We start from the raw sequence: 16,875 nt of genomic DNA on the forward strand, positions 1-16,875 counted from the left end.
TCGTCATCTTGTATAGTGAACGTAGATAAGAAGGGAGAATGATGATGAGCCAATTATTGAACGAAGTACTTGGAAGTGTATTCGTCGCATTACTCAGTTTTGCCGTCCCGCTTTTTTTGATTTGCGGGACAATCGTGTACACAAAAGTAAAAAGGTATAAACAAAGTCAATATTTTGCTCAGACCGGTCATCGCTACATCAAAGTCGTGCAAGATATCGGATTATATGGAGAGTACCGCTGTGTTGCTGAACTTGAGGCGCGCCGGCTCGCCCCGCTCATCTTGACGAACCTGTATTTGCCTCATCCAACAAAACGTGACCGGACGACAGAAGTCGATGTGGTGTTCATCGATGAGAGCGGTGTTCACGTCATCGAGTCCAAAAATTATAGCGGTTGGATCTTCGGACGGGAACAAGATCGACAGTGGACACAGGCTTTATCCAATCGAAAGAAGTTTAAATTCTACAATCCGATTAAGCAAAATGAACTCCATATGCGGGCAATCGAACAGCTACTACATCTCGATCGAAGCTATTTACACTCCTGGATTGTCTTCAGTGACCGCTCTACGTTGAAGCGGATTGAGTCGTCTAGCGTTCCTGTGTTGAATCGAAAAATATGGGCGAAGCAAATGATGGCCTCTCGTGAACCTCGATTGACGGCGGCTGAACGGATTGAAGTGTATGAACGACTCCTTCCGTATATGAACGCGAGCATCGAGGTCAAGGAAGCGCACATCGACGCCATCAGGCAGACAAAATCTCCGCTCGGTTAATATAAGAATCAGCCTAAAAAGTCCCGCTCAAACGCTTGAGCGGGACTTACTTTATTTACTCTGCATTTTAAAGCGCAAGTACAACTCGTTGTAATACGCGTTCATGCGTTTGCCTAAGTTTTCGTACACTTCAAGCTCATCTGTCACGTCTTTAGACGGATAGAACCGTTCGTCCGATGTGACTTCTTCATCTAAAAATTCAAGCGCTGCTTCGTTCGGCGTCGAATACCCGACGTAATCGGTATTCCGTGCCGCGATTTCCGCATCGAGCATGAAGTCGATGAATTGATGTGCCCCTTCAATGTTTTTAGACGTGCTCGGGATGACGAGGTTGTCGAACCAAAGATTTGTCCCTTCTTCCGGGATGACGTACGTCAACTCTTCGTTCTCGTACATGATCTCAGAAGCATCACCCGACCAGACGACGGCTGCGGCTGCTTCACGATTGGCCATGAGCATTTTGATTTCATCGCCGACAATCGCTTTAATGTTCGGCCACAGCGTTTCGAGCTTCGCTTCTGCCTCGAGCAGTTCATCACGATCCGTCGTGTTGAGCGAATAGCCGAGCGAGTTGAGACCGAAGCCCATCACTTCTCGTGTCCCGTCCGCTAGCAAGATATCATTCTCGAGCGGCATGTCCCACAAGTCGTTCCATGATGTGATCTCACCATCGACGAGTTCAGGATTGTAGACGATCCCGACCGTCCCCCAGAAGTAAGGGACCGAGTACGTGTTGCCTGGGTCGAACGACTTGTCGAGGAAGCGTGGGTCGATGTTATCGAAATTTTCGAGTTTGTCGTAATCGATCGGCAAGAGCAGATCGTCTTCGATCATCTTACTGATCGCATAATCGGACGGGACGGCGATATCAAACGCGGTACCGCCTTGCTGAATCTTTGTCAGCATCGCCTCGTTCGAGTCGAACGTTTGGTAGATGACTTTGAGTCCGGTCTCTTCTTCGAATTCGCCGATCAAATCTTCATCGATATAATCACCCCAGTTGTAGACGACGAGTGTGTTATCGCCGCCAAACCCTTGGGCCATGTTGATTTGATACACCCAAACCAACAAACCAAAACTGACGAGGAGCGGCACCGTCAACATGATGACTAGTTTTTTCATCGTCTTACCTCCTTCGCACTCCGTTGTGCGAGTACGTAATAACCGAGGACGAGTATGAGCGTGAACACGAACAAGAGCGTCGACAAGGCGTTGATCTCAAGTGAGATCCCTTGGCGTGCCCGTGAGTAGACCTCGACGGCAAGCGTCGTGAAGCCGTTACCTGTGACGAAGAACGTCACCGCAAAGTCATCGAGTGAATACGTCAGCGCCGTGAAGAACCCTGCGAAGATACCTGGCGTGATATACGGCAAGATGACTTTCGTGAGCACGTCCCACGAGCTCGCTCCAAGGTCACGCGACGCATCGATCAGTGTCGGGCTCATCTCTTGAAGCTTCGGTAACACTAAAATGACCACGATCGGAACCGAGAACGCGATGTGCGCCAAGAGCACCGAATAGAAACCGAGTTGAATGCCGAGCATCGTGAACAAAATGAGGAACGACGCTCCGATGATGACGTCCGGGCTGACGATCAAGACGTTGTTGAGCGATAAGAGCGACGTCTTCGTGAACCGTTGCCGTGCCGTATAAATGGCAAGCGCCCCGATGACACCGAGCACAGTCGAGATGGTCGCCGACAAGAGTGCAATGACGATCGTATTCAAGACGATGACGAGCAAACGGGTATCTGTGAACAACGATTTATACCACTCGAGGGTGAACCCTTCAAAGTTACTCATCGTTCCTCCACTGTTAAACGAGTAAAACACTAAATAGAGGATTGGTGCGTACAGAATAAAGAACACCGCAATCAAATACAGATTCGCTAACTTGAATTTTTTCTTCTTCATCGACGCACCGCTCCTTTCGCGCCCCAGTCACGTGTGATGACCATGACGAGTACCATCGCCAAAATCAAGAACACAGCGATTGTTGACCCCATGCCCCAGTTTTGCGTGACGAGAAATTGTTGTTCGATCGCCGTCCCGAGCGTGATGACACGGTTTCCGGCAATGAGGCGCGTAATCATGAAGAGCGACAACGCCGGAATGAAGACGATTTGAATCCCTGACTTCACCCCGTCGAGCGTCAATGGAAAGATGACGCGACGGAACGTCGTCCAGTTCGAGGCACCGAGGTCACGCGACGCGTAGACGAGCGACGGCGGCAGCTTCTCGATGGCGTTGTAGATCGGCAAAATCATGAACGGGATGAAGATATAAACCGAAACGAACACGAAACTGAAGTCCGTGAACAAAATCTGTTTCGTCCCGATGCCGATCGCCTCTAAAAATTGGTTCGTGATGCCGTACGTTCCAAAGATACCAAGGAACGCGTATGCTTTCAGTAATAAGTTGATCCATGATGGCAAAATGATGAGCAACAGCCAGAGCTGCTTATGTTTCGTTCTCGTCAATAAATACGCGGTCGGATACCCGATGAGAAGCGAGAAGGACGTGATGAGAAACGCATACCAGAACGAAGACAGTGTCATCGTCAAGTAAGTCGATGTGAAGAACATCTGATAGTTCTCTAAACTCAAGTTCCCTTCGATATCAAAAAATGAGTAGTAGACGACGAGGAGGAGCGGCGCGATGACGAACAGCGCAATCCATATCCAGTACGTCGTCAAATAGACCGTCTTGGCGGTTTGACTAGTTTGATTCATGGGCGACCTCCTCATACGATTCGAGACGACGGTCAAACTCTTCTTCGGTCTCGCCTAGACGCATGACATGAACCGCTTCGTCATCGAACGTGAGCCCGATTTTCGACCCGACGACTGATTTCTTCGTCGAATGGACGAGCCACTCGTTGCCTTCTTGGTCGTAACAGCAAATCTCGTAATGGACGCCACGGAACAGTTGTGAGTCGACATCGACGACGAGTTTCGCCGCATCGACCGACGTCATCTCCAAGTCTTCTGGACGGATGATGACTTCGACTTTTTCATTGCGGTCAAACCCTTGGTCGACACAATCGAACGTTTTCCCGGCAAACGTGACAAGGTGATCTTCAGGCATAACACCAGGAACAATGTTCGACTCCCCGATAAAATCAGCGACGAAGCGGTTGATCGGCTCGTCATAAATGTCTGTCGGTGTCCCGCTTTGAACGATCTCCCCATTGTTCATGACGAAAATTTCGTCAGACATGGCGAGCGCTTCTTCTTGGTCGTGGGTAACGAAGATGAACGTGATGCCGAGACGCTGTTGAAGTTCGCGCAACTCGTACTGCATCTCGGTCCGAAGTTTAAGGTCGAGCGCTGAAAGCGGCTCATCGAGCAAGATGACTTCCGGTTCGTTGACGATGGCACGGGCGATGGCGACGCGTTGGCGTTGTCCACCTGACATCTCGTCGATTTCACGTGACTCGTAGCCTTTCAAGTTGACGAATTTGAGCGCTTGTTCGACTTTCGTCTTGACGTCCGCTTCTTTCATCTTCTTGATGCGCAAACCGAAAGCGACGTTCTCATATACGTTCAAATGTGGGAACAAGGCGTAATCTTGAAAGACCGTGTTGACTTGACGTTTGTTTGCCGGCACGTCGTTGATTCGCTTCCCGTTGAACTCGATATCACCTTCTGTCGCATCGGTGAATCCAGCGATGATCCGAAGAATCGTTGTCTTTCCGCATCCCGAAGGACCGAGTAGCGTGTAGAATTTTCCACGCTCGATTTCAAAGTTAATATTCTCTAAGACGACAGTATCGTCGTACCGCTTCGACACGTTGTCAAAACGAATGATCGTTTCTGGGTTCATTTGGTTTCCTCCCTTGTTATAAATACGAATGTGTGGCGACGACGAGACACTCGCTTGCGCCATCAAAATCGTTGACGAGCTGATGCGCGTCTGAAGCGACGTAGTACAACGTCTCGCCCGGTTTGGCGAAGTACGTGTGGTTCCCGAGCTTGAGGGCGACGCGGCCGGACAGTACGTAAACGAACGTCTCCGCGCGTGACGGCTCGTACCGTTTGAACTCCCCTTGTTTTGAGAACGTGAGAAGAATCGGTTCCATCTCTTTCTCATTGGATTCTGGGATGAGCCACTCCGTCCGGTATAGCCGATTCTCGTCGACATATATCGTGCGGTCGTCCTCCGTGTAGACGACTTTTTGATTGATCTCCTCATCAAAGAACTCTTTTGGCGAGCACCCGAGCACTTCTAACAAGTCGAACAGCGTCTCAAGCGAAGGGGAACTCAAGTCACGCTCGATTTGGGAAATGTAGCCTTTACTCAAATCAGTACGTTCCGCCAACTCTTCTTGGGTCAACCCTTTTTTGACGCGGAGTCGTTTAATGTTTTGACCGACTTCCAAACTGTATTCCTCCTTCCCTTTCTAAGGAAAGTTTAGTGATACATGATACTTACTAAAGAAAGTTTATAAATACTCAACTCTAAAGCAAACAAATAGCGACTTTTATTATAACCAACTGTACCACGTTTGCAAGCAAAAAATCACGCAAGAATCGCGTGATTTTTTAGTGGAGATCCCGTTTCGAAATCAGGTGTTTGAATTTTTCATTTTTCGTTTGAAATAAGTGTAATTGTGCCCCGTACGCATCGATTTGTTGAACGACATATTGGAACGACTTTGCCTCCCCTGGGTACGGTTCACCAGCGCGGGCGAGTGTCGTCTCAAAATCTTCCCACAACACCTCGACCCACGTTAGCGCCTCGTCTTCATTCAACAAATCGTTCTTGTCTCTTAAGATTTCTGCCAACCGCTTGTATTGATCTGACCGGTTCATACGCGCACCTCCGATAGCTCAGAGAGCGGGATCGCATGTTCCATCGCTTCTCCTTCAAACGTTCCCCAACCCATGACGCCGTTGACAAACTTCAATCGGAACGGACGATTATTGTAGGTGACGATATACGTCGTACCTGGTTTGAACGATGCCGGATCAATCAAATAACTCTCCGCGATGGCGATGCGGCGCAGCACGACCTCAATCTCACTCACCATACCCATCTGTTCGGCTTTTCGTTTCCGCTCATGCAAGTCACGAATTTCTTGCTCGAGCTCATACTTTGATAATGCACTCAACCGTTTTTCCATTTCGTTCACCTCACTTGTAGCGTATCAGATTTTCCGAGTAAAAGAAAAAGGCGAAACTGAATAATGTTCAGTTCGCCTTGAAGTTATAAAGCGGTTTAATCAGTTGATCAATCGTGACGGCCGGTTCAATATAGCGCACAATCTCTTTCATCGATTTATAGACGAACGGTGATTCATCAATTGTCGACTTCCGAACCGAGCTCGACCAAACGCCTTCCATCGATTTTTTAAATTCGTTGAAGTCGACGCGTTTTCGTGCCGCTGAGCGCGACATGATGCGCCCGGCGCCATGCGGACCTGAGAAGTTCCAGTCCGGGTTGCCTTTTCCGGTACAGATGAGCGACCCGTCACGCATGTTCATCGGGATGATGACGCGCTCTCCGGCTTTTGCGGAAATCGCCCCTTTTCTGAGGATCATGTCGTCGTGATCGATATAGTTGTGCACTGTATCGAACTGATCGACGACGTTCCAGTTCATCGCTTCGACGATGACATCGGTCATCGTACGACGATTCTCTGCCGCATACTGTTGCGCGATACGCACGTCATGCATGTAGTCGTCCATATCTGTACCTTCGATATAAGCGAGGTCTCGCAATCCTTGTTTCGCCGCCTTCGCGTACTCGAGATAAGCGTGAATATCACTTTCGCGTCCAGTTTCTTTCAAACGCTCGATCTCATTCTGTACTTCTGTCGTATCCATCATATGACGGATCGCTCGCTGCTGATAGTGTTCTGCAATTTGGACACCGAGGTGGCGTGAACCCGAATGGATGACGAGAAACGTCCGTCCATGATCATCACGGTTCACCTCGATGAAATGATTGCCCGAGCCAAGTGTTCCGACCGAGCGTAACGCCCGGTCTAGCTTATACGGGGCGCGAACGTCTTCTAGCGGAATCTTTGACGCGTATGAATGCGCCGACTCCCGGATGTTCATCCCACTCGGAACAAGTTGACGAATCATATCGTCAAGTTTTTGAAAGTCGATCCGCTTCACATTGATCTCGGTGCAAAGCATGCCACACCCGAGATCGACACCGACGAGGTTCGGTACGATTTTGTCGTGAATCGTCATCGTCGTCCCGACGACCGAGCCTTTGCCGGCATGCATATCCGGCATGATTCGAATCGCTGCCCCTTCCGTGAACGGTTGGTCGACGAGCGTTTGAATCTGTGCACGCGTCATATCGTCAATCCGTTCATTGAAGACTGTAGCTTGATTATATTTGCCGATGATCTCCATAACGTCTCCTTTCTCAGCTGATCACTTGCTGTTTACTTTGCAACTCATGCATCCGGGCGTAGACGCCGCCGTCAGCGATGAGTGACTGGTGATTCCCGCGCTCGATGATTTGACCGTGGTCGAGGACGAGGATTTGATCGGCCTCACGAATCGTCGACAATCGGTGCGCGATGACGAACGTCGTGCGTCCGTATGTGAGCGTCTTCAGCGCGTCTTGGATGAGCGCCTCTGTCTCTGAGTCGACACTAGCCGTCGCCTCGTCAAGGACGAGGATGGCCGGGTCAAACACGAGCGCCCGGGCGAAACTGATCAATTGTCGCTCTCCACTCGAAAGTGAAGCGCCGCGCTCAATGACCGGCTCGTCGAGTCCTTGCGGCAACTGCTTGACGAACCGGTCGGCACCGACCGCCGTCAACGCTTGCCAAATCCGTTCATCAGGAATGGTCTCATCACCGAGCGTCACGTTCGTCCGAATCGAGCCCGTGAACAAGAACGGGTCTTGCAACACGATGCCGAGATGGTCCCGAACGGCTTGCGTCGGAAGTGTCGTCACGTCCACCCCGTCGATGCAAAGTTTTCCTGACGACGGATCATAAAAGCGCATGAGCAAGTTCATGATCGAACTCTTACCGCTGCCGGTGTGGCCGACGAGTGCGACCGTTTCACCAGGTGCAGCTTGAATGTCGATCTGTTGTAACACGGGCTTTCCAGCCTCATAGCTGAACGTCACGTTGTCGAACACGACTTCGCCATTAAAGCGCGGAATGCGTTCAGACGAGACGTTTTCGCCTTTCTCGTCGAGCAGTTGGAACATTCGGTCCGCCGAAACGAGCGCTTGTTGGAGCGGTGACAACTGGTTCATAATTTGCGTCACTGGCTCAAAAATACGGGACACGTAATCGATGTAGGCGTAAAGTATCCCGAGCGTGAGCACACTGCCCGTTCCGAGCGTTTGCGCACCGACGACCCAAATGAGGAGCGCGAGTGCCATGTTGCGGAAGAAGTTGACCAAGTTGTGCGACATAAGGGCGTCGAGCTTCAACAGTTTCCGGCGTGTCTGGAAGTTGTCGCTGTTCTTGACATCGAACTCATCATAGACGAGGTCTTCACGCACATACGATTGAATGATCGGCATCGTTTGGATGCTCTCGTTCAATTGTGCGTTCATATCGGCGACGAGCGCCCGGACTTTAAAGTTGTTCCGGGTCGAGAGACGCTGGAACAACTTCACCCAGACGATGACGACCGGGATGATGATGAGCGAGACGAGTCCGAGGCGAACGTCTAGGAAGAACATGGCGATCAAAACACCGATCATCATGACGACGCTTTGGAAGACGCGGGCGAGAACGCCCAAATACAAATCACGAATCGTCTCCGTATCGTTTGTGACCCGGCTGACGATTTTACCGATCGGCGTCTGGTCAAAGTAACGGACTGGAATCGTCTGCAAATGCCGCATGACGTCAAGGCGCATCGTCTTGACGATTGTATGCGCCGAGCGTTGCAGGAGCATCTGTTGCCCCCAGTTGAGACCTGCTGCGATGAGCAACAGGACGACGTAGATGGCAGATAAGACGAGGACGGCCCGAAGATCCGTCTCATAAAACTGGAAGACGTCGGTCGAAGACAACGGCACGATGTTGTCGTACGTCGCTGTCTCCTCACTCCGCGTGATGGTCAAGACTCCGTTATCGACTTCTCTGACCCCACCGCTCATGACGGCGTCCGGTACGAGATAGTAGCCTTCGGTCGTCTGAACGATCGAGACGGGACGGACGACGTCTTGCCCGTCCAACCGCGTCTCTTTCTCATAGTTATTGCCGTCAAACGAGACACTGCCCCCGGCCTCGACTTGAACCCAGTCGCGCTCGATGGCGACGATATGGTCATCGATGATAATTTTTGCGATATACGGTCCCGCAAGTTCTGCGCCGACCGCTAAAAAGAGTAGGATCAACCCGAGGAAAATCGAGCGCTTCACTTGTTTGGCATAGCCAACGAGTGAGCGAATCGTCTTTTTCCTGCGGACCGGATCTAATTCGTGTTGATCGATCATAAGAGATTCCCCCTTTCGTACGGATTACTCCGTCTCTCCTTGTCGATTGAACTGTTCGAAATACCAACCGTGCTGTTTCATCAGTTGGTCATGTGTGCCACGTTCCGTGACGCGACCGTCTTGCAAGACAAGGATTTGATCAGCGTGGGAAACGGCAGACAAGCGGTGCGCGACGATGAATGTCGTCTGTTCGGCACGGCTCGTCCGGACCGAATCGATGATTCGGGCCTCCGTTTTCGCATCGACCGCCGAGAGCGAATCGTCGAGCAATAAAATCTCTGGGTCTTTCAAGAGCGCACGTGCAATCGACAGACGTTGTTTCTGTCCGCCTGACAGCATGACCCCTTGCTCGCCGACGACCGTATCGAGCCCGTTCTCTAAATGCTCGATATCGGTATCAAACGCCGCAAGCCGAATCGCCGTCTCGAGGTCTGCTTCGGTCGCGTCATCGGCCCCGAACAAGATGTTGTCGCGGACCGTCTTCGAGAACAATAGATGTTCTTGTGACACGTAACCGCTCCAACCTCGTACTGTGTCGAGTTTAATTTTGTGAACCGGGATCCCGTTGACGAGCAACGAATCATCGATCGGATATTCGCGGATCAGCTGACGCAGGAGCGTCGTTTTGCCGGCGCCGGTCGGTCCGACGATTCCGATCGTTTCTCCGCGTGATACGTGGAGTACGATGTCTTCGAGCGACGGGCGGCTCGCACCCGGATAGCGGAACGACAACGATTTGAAGGTGATCTTCTCTGGTACGTCGACTTGCACCGTGCCGTTCGAGACGACGTCCGGCGCTTCGTTCATCGTCGCTTCAATCCGCTCTAAGCTCGCCGTCCCGCGTTGGACGACGTTGATCAACTCACCGAATGCGTACATCGGCCAAATGAGCATCCCTAGATAAATGTTGAACGAGACGAGTTGACCGAGCGTGATGTCATTCGTAAAGACGAGGTACGTCCCGAACGACAAGCCGATCAAGTAACTCAAACCGACGAGCAGTTTGATAACCGGTTCGAACAAGACGTCGATTTTGGCGACATGCATGTTTTTCGCCATGACGTCGTCGGTGATCGTATCGAACTTCTTCGTATCCGCTTCTTCTTGCACGAATGAACGGATGACACGAAGTCCTGAAATCGATTCGACGACTTGATCGTTCATGACGCCGAACGAATCTTGCGCCGCCGTGAAGCGGGCGTGAATTTGACGGCCGAGCTTATTCATCGACCAGGCAAGTAACGGCATCGGCAACAGTGCCGCGAGCGTCAATTTCCAATCGATGAACACCCCCATGATCGTCAATGCGATCAGCGTCATGTTGAACGAATCGACGAGCGTCATGACACCGAAACCGGCCGTCCGTTCAACCGCTTTCAAATCATTCGTCGCGAGCGCCATCAAGTCCCCAGTGCGGTGCTGTTGATAAAACCGCGGCGTCTGTTTGAGCAAATACCCGAAGAATCGGGCCCGCAGTTTTTTCTCGAGCAGGAACGCCGTCCCGAATAGACGCGCGATCCACAAGTACGATAAAACGTACGATAACACCATGATGCCTAGCAGTGAGCCGACGATTGTGATGAGCCGTTCCGTCGTCAAACTTCCTTCGCGGATCGCATCGATTGCTTGCCCGATAATCCATGGCGGGAGCATATCGATGACCCCGGTAATGATGAGCAAAATGATCGCAATGACATACGTTCGTTTCTGCCTCTTAATAAACCAATCCAATTGTTTAATCAGTTTCACGACTGATTCCCCCTTCCGTCCTTTCCGAGCACGCAAAAAAGCGCACTCCACCTGATTGTGCAACCAATCGGATGAAGTACGCTTGAAAGTCTTCAGTCATTTGCATGGTCAGGGAAAGGACACTACCCCTATCCAGCTGCCGTGTTACGCAGTCAAATACGAGTAGCCATATGATGTTGTGTGTGTGCGTTGTAGTGTAGTCAAGTACTTCATCATGCTGGCTCCTCTCTCTTCATAGTTTGAAAATCTACTAAAACCTTAGCAGACTGTTCAGAAAATTGTCAATATTTTTTTGTAAAAATATTGTAACTTGTTTCAGTTTAAGAAGAACGTCGCGAGAATCATCCCGACGATCCCTGTTGCCGTCACGTAATAAATCATCGGCATGAGCGTGTAGCGAATAATCGTTCCTTCTTTACCGAGCAGACCCGCGACCGAAGCGACCGCGACGACGTTCAGCACACAGATCATGTTACCAGCGTTCGCGCCGGCCATCTGCATCGATAAGGCGAGCGTCTCACTCATCCCGACCGAATCGGCGACATTCGTCGTCAAGCTCGAGAACATCATGTTCGAGAACGTGGCCGATCCCGATACGAACGCTCCGAGCGCCCCGATCCACGGCGCGACAAGCGGCCAAACGCCACCAAACGTGTCCGCTGCAGCCGTCGCGAGTTCGACTGGCATCGATGCGAGTCCAGCTCCGCCATTCTCTGAATGGATAAAGATTCGAACCATTGGAACTGACGCCGCAAGCGTAATTAACGTTCCGCCGATGCCGAGTGTCGTCGCTTTAAAGACCGACGTCACTTGCGACCAACTCATATTGTGCAAGAAGAACGTCGCAATCATCGTCAAGATGAACATGAACCCTGGTGAATAGAACGGCTCCCACGACGTCGAGATTCCTTCTACCCCTAAAATGTTCGGGAGGTCGATCCGGACACTGCGCGTCAACTCGTTCAAGAACGGGACCGTCCGTGTCAAGATGAGGAAGATCGTCAAAATCAAGTAAGGGGCCCATGCTTTCCACTGCGGAAGTTCACGTTTCCCTTTCCCGACCGTCGGCTGTTCAACCGGTTGGTCGAGCTCGTCGGCGTAACCGTCAAACGTCCAAACCCGTTTTGGCATGAGAATACCTTTTCGTGCCATCGCGACGAGAATCACAAGACCGGTCAAGCCACCGAGCATGCCCCCAAATTCAAATCCGAGGATGAGCGTCCAAATGTAAGCCGGAACGCTGTAGACGAGAGCCGCCACGAGGGCGATCGGCAATACTTCGAATGCGGGTTTGACCGACTTCGCTTTACTAAAGAATCGAGTCAGCATCAAAATCAAAATGAACGGGATAAAAAGACCAACGAGCATATCGATCAATACCGTCTGTAAGACGACACTTGTTAAAAATTCGATTGATTCCGGTTTGCTCACATCGAGCGAGAGTCCGTTACCAATCCCGATCAAAGCCGGTGTCCCGACTGCACCGAACGTGACGGCCGATACGTCGGCCGACAAGGCGATGACAACAGCCGCGATCGGCGGGAAACCTAGTGCAATCAATAGCGGGGCCGCCACCGTCGCCGGTGTCCCAAAGCCTGAAGCACCTTCAATGAACGAAACGAACAACCAGCCAACGATGAGGACTTGAATCCGCGGATCCGGTGTGATGGTGACAAAGCCGGAACGGATGGCGTTCATACCGCCGCCCTCTTTCATCGTATTCATCATCCCAATCGCGCCATACACGATCCATGCTGCCGTGATCGCGATGACGATTCCTTGCAACACAGCCGCTGTAATGCGGGTTGCATCAAGTTCCCAGACGAAGAACGCAAGTAGCGCCGTCAATAGGAGCGAGAGTGGCATCGCAACCGATGCTGGTAAACGCATAATAACCAATAATACAAGCACAGCCAAAATTGGCACAAGTGCTGTAATCCATTCAAAAATCGTCAATGTAGACCCACCTTTTCAGATTTTTTCCCCTGCCGTAAATGAATTTCCCGTTATGTCTCTTGTTCAGCGAGTCGTTCTAAAGTGCGGTCAATCACCTCATACGGAAATCCTTTGCTCCGAAGCTGCATCTTCATGCGCTGTTTCCGCTCATATGGGGCATATCCGTTATACTTCCGACTCAGTTTTTCAGCCTGCTTCAAGCAAGCCGAAAGCTCGACGTCCTCATCCTCGTTTTCCCAAAACGTAAGGATCGCCTCTGAAATGATATCAAACGAAAATCCTCTTTGCACCAGGGTTTGTTGAATTCTTTGTTGCACTTCTGTGGCGGAACGGCGATTTGTTTCCATTTGTTTCCTTTTTACGAATTTACCGGCTTTCTCGAGCTGATCTTCGTACGAGATCGCAGCGATAACCTCTTCGATGATTTCAGGTGTGATTCGAAGCTGGACCAATTCCCGCTTGATTTTGCTCGGCCCGCTCGGACTCGTATTAAACTTTGTCTGGGTGTAGGCTTTGGCGAATTCAGCATCGTTCAAGTAGCGTTGTTCAATCAATCTGTCAATCACGCGCTTGATGGCTGCCTCGTCTATCTCTTTCTTCACGAGATAGTCACGGACCTCTGAAACGGCACGCATTCGGTACGATAAATAATTGACGGCTGCTTTGTATGCTTTCTGCTCCTCTTCGGCTTGGAGGACATCACGGACAAAATCGTCTTCAAGTTCCATCCCTTTCGTCAATCCATATTTAATGAAGACGTCTAAATCGATGGCGAACGCGAACTCTTCTTGCCCATCTTTCTCGATGAAGACGTTCAAGCGGTCCTTGTTTTTCTTTTGAGCCGTAAACTTGCTGATTTTCATGAAACCCCTCCTTTTCCTGCTTCTAACATATCACGTTCCCCTTTTCAGAAGGATTTTTGATAAGTTAAAAGAAAGGGTATTTATACTAACTAGCTATTGTATTTACCGTTATCATACCCGATTTGAAAACGCTTCAAGAATAATGGAGGGATTCACATGAAAATTGCAATCACCGGTGGTACCGGATTGATCGGCCGGCCGCTCGTTCGGGCGCTAGCCGAGGCCGGTCATCAAGTCGTCGTCTTGACGCGCCATCCGCGCCCACGTCAAGGAGGCATCTCGTTCGTCGAATGGTTGACGCCAGACAGCCATCCCGAGACCGAACTCCAAGATGTCGACGCCTTTATCCACTTGGCAGGAGCCTCCATTAACGACGGACGATGGACGCACAAACAAAAACAAGCCATCCTCCAAAGCCGTATCGATGGGACGAAAGAAGTCGTTCGCATCATCAAAAACATGAAGCAGAAACCGGACGTCGTCATCAGCGGGTCAGCAATCGGCATTTACGGCGAAGACCGGTCGATCACTTACTCGGAATCGACACCGCTCCCGGACCGGACCAACTTCTTAGGAAACGTCTGCGTCTTATGGGAGAAAGAAATCGCGCCTGTCGCCGACATGGACATTCGTCTCGCCACGATGCGAACAGGTGTCGTCTTGTCGAACGACGGCGGCGCGTTCCCGCTCATGAAGCTACCCTACACGCTCGGTGCCGGCGGACGGCTCGGTTCCGGAAAACAGTGGGTCCCTTGGATCCACATAGACGACCTCGTCCGCTTATTCGTCTACATCATCGAGACCGATTCGATACACGGACCGGTCAACGGGACGGCGCCGACACCAGTGACGATGGACGAGTTCGGAAAGACGCTCGGACAAGTGATGCATCGACCGCACTGGGCCCCGGCTCCTTCCCCAATCCTCAAACTCGCACTCGGCGAAAAGAGCGTGATCGTACTTGAAGGTGCCAAAGTCGTTCCGACAAAAGCACTCAATCACGGCTTCCGTTTTCGCTATGAGACGTTAGAACCCGCACTAAAACAACTACTGCATTTGACTTGAAAGGAGACAGCTCGTGAGTAATCTATTAATTCGTAACGCTCATATTTACCCAATCACCGCGCCAAACTTTTACGGGGACATTCGCATAAAAGATGGAAAAATTGTCGAAATGTCGGACTTGTTAGACCCAACGGACGGCGAGACCGTCATCGAGGCGGAAGGCAACTTCCTGTTCCCCGGTTTCATCGATGCCCATACCCATCTCGGACTGTATGACGAAGGGACCGGTTCTGTCGGGAATGATGCCAATGAGACGGTCGAAGCGATGACACCACACGCACGGGCCATCGACGGGGTTTATCCGCTCGATGAAGGCTTTCGTGAAGCGCTCATGGCCGGTGTCACGGCGGTCCAAGTCATGCCGGGCAGCATGAACGTCATCGGCGGAGTGACGAGTGTCATTAAAACGCACGGCCGCTTCATCGAGGATATGGTGTTGCGCCGGTATGCTGGCTTGAAACTTGCTCTCGGCGAAAACCCGAAGCGCGTCCACAGTATGGGGAAATCCGGTGAGTTGACCCGCATGGGCATCATGGGACTACTGCGCGAGGCGTTCCGGACCGTCGATTCGACGAAAACGATCGGCACGTTCGGGAGTCAGATGATCCAACTCGCGCTCGACCGGAAGATGCCGGTCCGAGTCCACGCCCACCGCGCCGACGACATTCTTTCGGTCGTCCGTTTCGCTCAAGAGTTCGATCTCGATTACCGGATTGAGCATTGTACGGAAGGTCATCTCGTCGCGGAGAAGTTACGTGAACTCGGCGTCAAACATGTCACCGTCGGACCGACATTCACCCGTAAATCTAAAATCGAACTTCAAAACAAAACGTGGGAGACGTACCGCATCTTGCATGAACACGGTATGATCGTCTCGATCACGACCGACCATCCATATACCCCGGTTCAATATTTGAACCTATGCGCAGGCCTTGCCGCCCGTGAAGGCCTTCCGGTCGACGTCGCCCTGCGCGCCATCACGATTCATCCGGCCCAGTCACTTGGGGTTGATGACCGCGTCGGATCACTCGAAGTCGGCAAAGACGCCGACCTCGTCTTGTGGAGTCACTTCCCGCTCGACTACATGTCGAAGCCGATCATGACCATCGTCGACGGCCGTATCGTCTACTCGACGGATCGCTCGAAAACCCATCATGAAATGTGAGTAACCCCAGACGTGAAAGCGCTCTTTTATTTTTTTTGTGAAGTTACATTTTATTTGCTTGCTTTTTCAAAAAAAGTCTATAAAATAATCTTGTAACTCATAAAAGAGAGCAGCCAAGGCAAGTTCGAACAACGTAGCCAGAAGTATGCTTTCGTTACAACTATTCTTCAGCGGTCTGAACTAGGAGGAGGAATGTAAAGGTGCTCAAATTTCGTGAGCTTACCGACTGCGCGGAGTTGTTCGAACTGATGCAACACCCAGATGTCTTTCCATATGTCCGTCAAAAGACGGTCCACTTTGACGAGTTTTTATTTAGCACGAAGCAAATCATCGAGCTAGAAGAGCAAGGAAACATCATCTCACGTACAATTACGAACGAGTTCGGTACCCCGATCGGGACGATCAGCTTGTTCGACGTGGAAACCGGTTACGGCTTCCTCGGTACGTGGCTTGGCAAACCGTACCATGGGAAAGGTTACAATCAAGTCGCGAAAGAAACGTTCTTCTCAGAGCTGTTCTTCGACCTTGATATTGAGAGTGTATTTTTAAAGATTCGCAAAGCGAATGAGCGTTCGATCGCGGCGGCGGCAAAACTTCCTTATGCGTTTTGCGCCGACGAGATCCGGCCCGATTTGTTAGCAGAAATTAATAGCGGTGACGTCGAATACGTTTTGTATGAAGTGTCGAAGTCGAGCTTCCAGCTGTACTTGCATTCACTTCATGCGCCTGAGTTCGATCATTCGTACGAAGCCCAACTCGAAGCATAAGCCAATTCTGACAAAGAATTGGCTTTTTTGTGGCATTTTTGTGTGGATTTGTTGAGGACAACTTTACGACAATGAATAATTCTGTTCTAATTCGAAGAGATAGGT

The 16,875-nt window shown here is 50.9% G+C and carries 16 protein-coding genes; 4 read left to right on the forward strand and 12 right to left on the reverse strand.

Annotated features, from left to right (window positions below):
- Positions 1-44 precede the first annotated feature (44 nt).
- Positions 45-776, forward strand: coding sequence for a nuclease-related domain-containing protein (locus EVJ24_RS09180; protein WP_131441084.1), 732 nt, complete (start codon positions 45-47; stop codon positions 774-776).
- A 51-nt stretch (positions 777-827) separates the two neighbouring features.
- On the opposite strand, the gene EVJ24_RS09185 is transcribed toward EVJ24_RS09180, so the two are convergent.
- The 12 genes from EVJ24_RS09185 to recX all read right to left on the reverse strand — a co-directional run bounded on the left by EVJ24_RS09185 (position 828) and on the right by recX (position 13,773).
- A complete protein-coding gene (locus tag EVJ24_RS09185; protein WP_131441085.1) occupies positions 828-1,898 on the reverse strand; it encodes an ABC transporter substrate-binding protein in 1,071 nt (356 codons plus the stop codon).
- Positions 1,895-2,689: an ABC transporter permease gene (locus EVJ24_RS09190; RefSeq protein ID WP_070328954.1), complete on the reverse strand. Its 795-nt coding sequence runs from the start codon at positions 2,687-2,689 to the stop codon at positions 1,895-1,897. The genes EVJ24_RS09185 and EVJ24_RS09190 overlap by 4 nt, the downstream gene beginning before the upstream one ends.
- Positions 2,686-3,507 carry an ABC transporter permease gene (locus tag EVJ24_RS09195; RefSeq protein ID WP_070328953.1) on the reverse strand — a complete coding sequence of 274 codons (822 nt, stop codon included), beginning with the start codon at positions 3,505-3,507 and terminating at the stop codon, positions 2,686-2,688. Before EVJ24_RS09195 ends, EVJ24_RS09190 begins: the two co-directional genes overlap by 4 nt.
- Positions 3,494-4,600 (reverse strand): ABC transporter ATP-binding protein, encoded by a 1,107-nt coding sequence (locus EVJ24_RS09200; protein ID WP_131441086.1) that lies wholly within the window; start codon positions 4,598-4,600, stop codon positions 3,494-3,496. The genes EVJ24_RS09195 and EVJ24_RS09200 overlap by 14 nt, the downstream gene beginning before the upstream one ends.
- Before the next feature lie 16 nt (positions 4,601-4,616).
- Positions 4,617-5,156 (reverse strand): helix-turn-helix domain-containing protein, encoded by a 540-nt coding sequence (locus EVJ24_RS09205; RefSeq protein WP_131441087.1) that lies wholly within the window; start codon positions 5,154-5,156, stop codon positions 4,617-4,619.
- A gap of 163 nt (positions 5,157-5,319) precedes the next feature.
- Positions 5,320-5,589, reverse strand: coding sequence for a YfhJ family protein (locus tag EVJ24_RS09210; protein ID WP_070328950.1), 270 nt, complete (start codon positions 5,587-5,589; stop codon positions 5,320-5,322).
- Positions 5,586-5,900, reverse strand: coding sequence for a YfhH family protein (locus EVJ24_RS09215; RefSeq protein ID WP_070328949.1), 315 nt, complete (start codon positions 5,898-5,900; stop codon positions 5,586-5,588). Before EVJ24_RS09215 ends, EVJ24_RS09210 begins: the two co-directional genes overlap by 4 nt.
- A 67-nt stretch (positions 5,901-5,967) precedes the next feature.
- Positions 5,968-7,146 (reverse strand): RtcB family protein, encoded by a 1,179-nt coding sequence (locus EVJ24_RS09220; RefSeq protein WP_131441088.1) that lies wholly within the window; start codon positions 7,144-7,146, stop codon positions 5,968-5,970.
- A 13-nt stretch (positions 7,147-7,159) separates the two neighbouring features.
- Entirely contained in the window at positions 7,160-9,205 is a 2,046-nt protein-coding gene (locus EVJ24_RS09225) for an ABC transporter ATP-binding protein (RefSeq protein ID WP_070328947.1), read from the reverse strand.
- 24 nt (positions 9,206-9,229) lie between these two features.
- The gene (locus EVJ24_RS09230; RefSeq protein WP_070328946.1) at positions 9,230-10,954 is read right to left on the reverse strand and encodes an ABC transporter ATP-binding protein; all 1,725 of its coding nucleotides are present in this window, start codon (positions 10,952-10,954) and stop codon (positions 9,230-9,232) included.
- A 315-nt stretch (positions 10,955-11,269) separates the two neighbouring features.
- Positions 11,270-12,910, reverse strand: a complete 1,641-nt coding sequence (locus EVJ24_RS09235) for an L-lactate permease (protein WP_051121478.1) — start codon at positions 12,908-12,910, stop codon at positions 11,270-11,272.
- A 50-nt stretch (positions 12,911-12,960) separates the two neighbouring features.
- A complete protein-coding gene (recX, locus tag EVJ24_RS09240) occupies positions 12,961-13,773 on the reverse strand; it encodes a recombination regulator RecX (protein ID WP_131441089.1) in 813 nt (270 codons plus the stop codon).
- A 156-nt stretch (positions 13,774-13,929) separates the two neighbouring features.
- Between recX and EVJ24_RS09245 the strand changes: the two genes are divergently transcribed.
- The 3 genes from EVJ24_RS09245 to EVJ24_RS09255 all read left to right on the forward strand — a co-directional run bounded on the left by EVJ24_RS09245 (position 13,930) and on the right by EVJ24_RS09255 (position 16,770).
- Positions 13,930-14,838: a TIGR01777 family oxidoreductase gene (locus EVJ24_RS09245; protein ID WP_131441090.1), complete on the forward strand. Its 909-nt coding sequence runs from the start codon at positions 13,930-13,932 to the stop codon at positions 14,836-14,838.
- Positions 14,839-14,851: 13 nt separating this feature from the next.
- Positions 14,852-16,003, forward strand: a complete 1,152-nt coding sequence (locus EVJ24_RS09250; protein WP_131441091.1) for an amidohydrolase — start codon at positions 14,852-14,854, stop codon at positions 16,001-16,003.
- A gap of 200 nt (positions 16,004-16,203) precedes the next feature.
- Positions 16,204-16,770, forward strand: coding sequence for a GNAT family N-acetyltransferase (locus EVJ24_RS09255; RefSeq protein WP_070328980.1), 567 nt, complete (start codon positions 16,204-16,206; stop codon positions 16,768-16,770).
- Positions 16,771-16,875 lie beyond the last annotated feature (105 nt).

The sequence above is a fragment of the Exiguobacterium sp. SH1S21 genome (assembly GCF_004337175.1).
In the GTDB taxonomy this organism is placed as follows: domain Bacteria; phylum Bacillota; class Bacilli; order Exiguobacteriales; family Exiguobacteriaceae; genus Exiguobacterium; species Exiguobacterium aurantiacum_A.

Excerpts from the sequence above, each read along its gene's own strand:
- EVJ24_RS09180 (WP_131441084.1), top strand. The coding sequence starts at position 45 with ATGAGCCAATTATTGAACGAAGTACTTGGAAGTGTATTCGTCGCATTA.
- EVJ24_RS09185 (WP_131441085.1), bottom strand. The coding sequence starts at position 1,898 with ATGAAAAAACTAGTCATCATGTTGACGGTGCCGCTCCTCGTCAGTTTT.
- EVJ24_RS09190 (WP_070328954.1), bottom strand. The coding sequence starts at position 2,689 with ATGAAGAAGAAAAAATTCAAGTTAGCGAATCTGTATTTGATTGCGGTG.
- EVJ24_RS09195 (WP_070328953.1), bottom strand. The coding sequence starts at position 3,507 with ATGAATCAAACTAGTCAAACCGCCAAGACGGTCTATTTGACGACGTAC.
- EVJ24_RS09200 (WP_131441086.1), bottom strand. The coding sequence starts at position 4,600 with ATGAACCCAGAAACGATCATTCGTTTTGACAACGTGTCGAAGCGGTAC.
- EVJ24_RS09210 (WP_070328950.1), bottom strand. The coding sequence starts at position 5,589 with ATGAACCGGTCAGATCAATACAAGCGGTTGGCAGAAATCTTAAGAGAC.
- EVJ24_RS09215 (WP_070328949.1), bottom strand. The coding sequence starts at position 5,900 with ATGGAAAAACGGTTGAGTGCATTATCAAAGTATGAGCTCGAGCAAGAA.
- EVJ24_RS09220 (WP_131441088.1), bottom strand. The coding sequence starts at position 7,146 with ATGGAGATCATCGGCAAATATAATCAAGCTACAGTCTTCAATGAACGG.
- EVJ24_RS09225 (WP_070328947.1), bottom strand. The coding sequence starts at position 9,205 with ATGATCGATCAACACGAATTAGATCCGGTCCGCAGGAAAAAGACGATT.
- recX (WP_131441089.1), bottom strand. The coding sequence starts at position 13,773 with ATGAAAATCAGCAAGTTTACGGCTCAAAAGAAAAACAAGGACCGCTTG.
- EVJ24_RS09245 (WP_131441090.1), top strand. The coding sequence starts at position 13,930 with ATGAAAATTGCAATCACCGGTGGTACCGGATTGATCGGCCGGCCGCTC.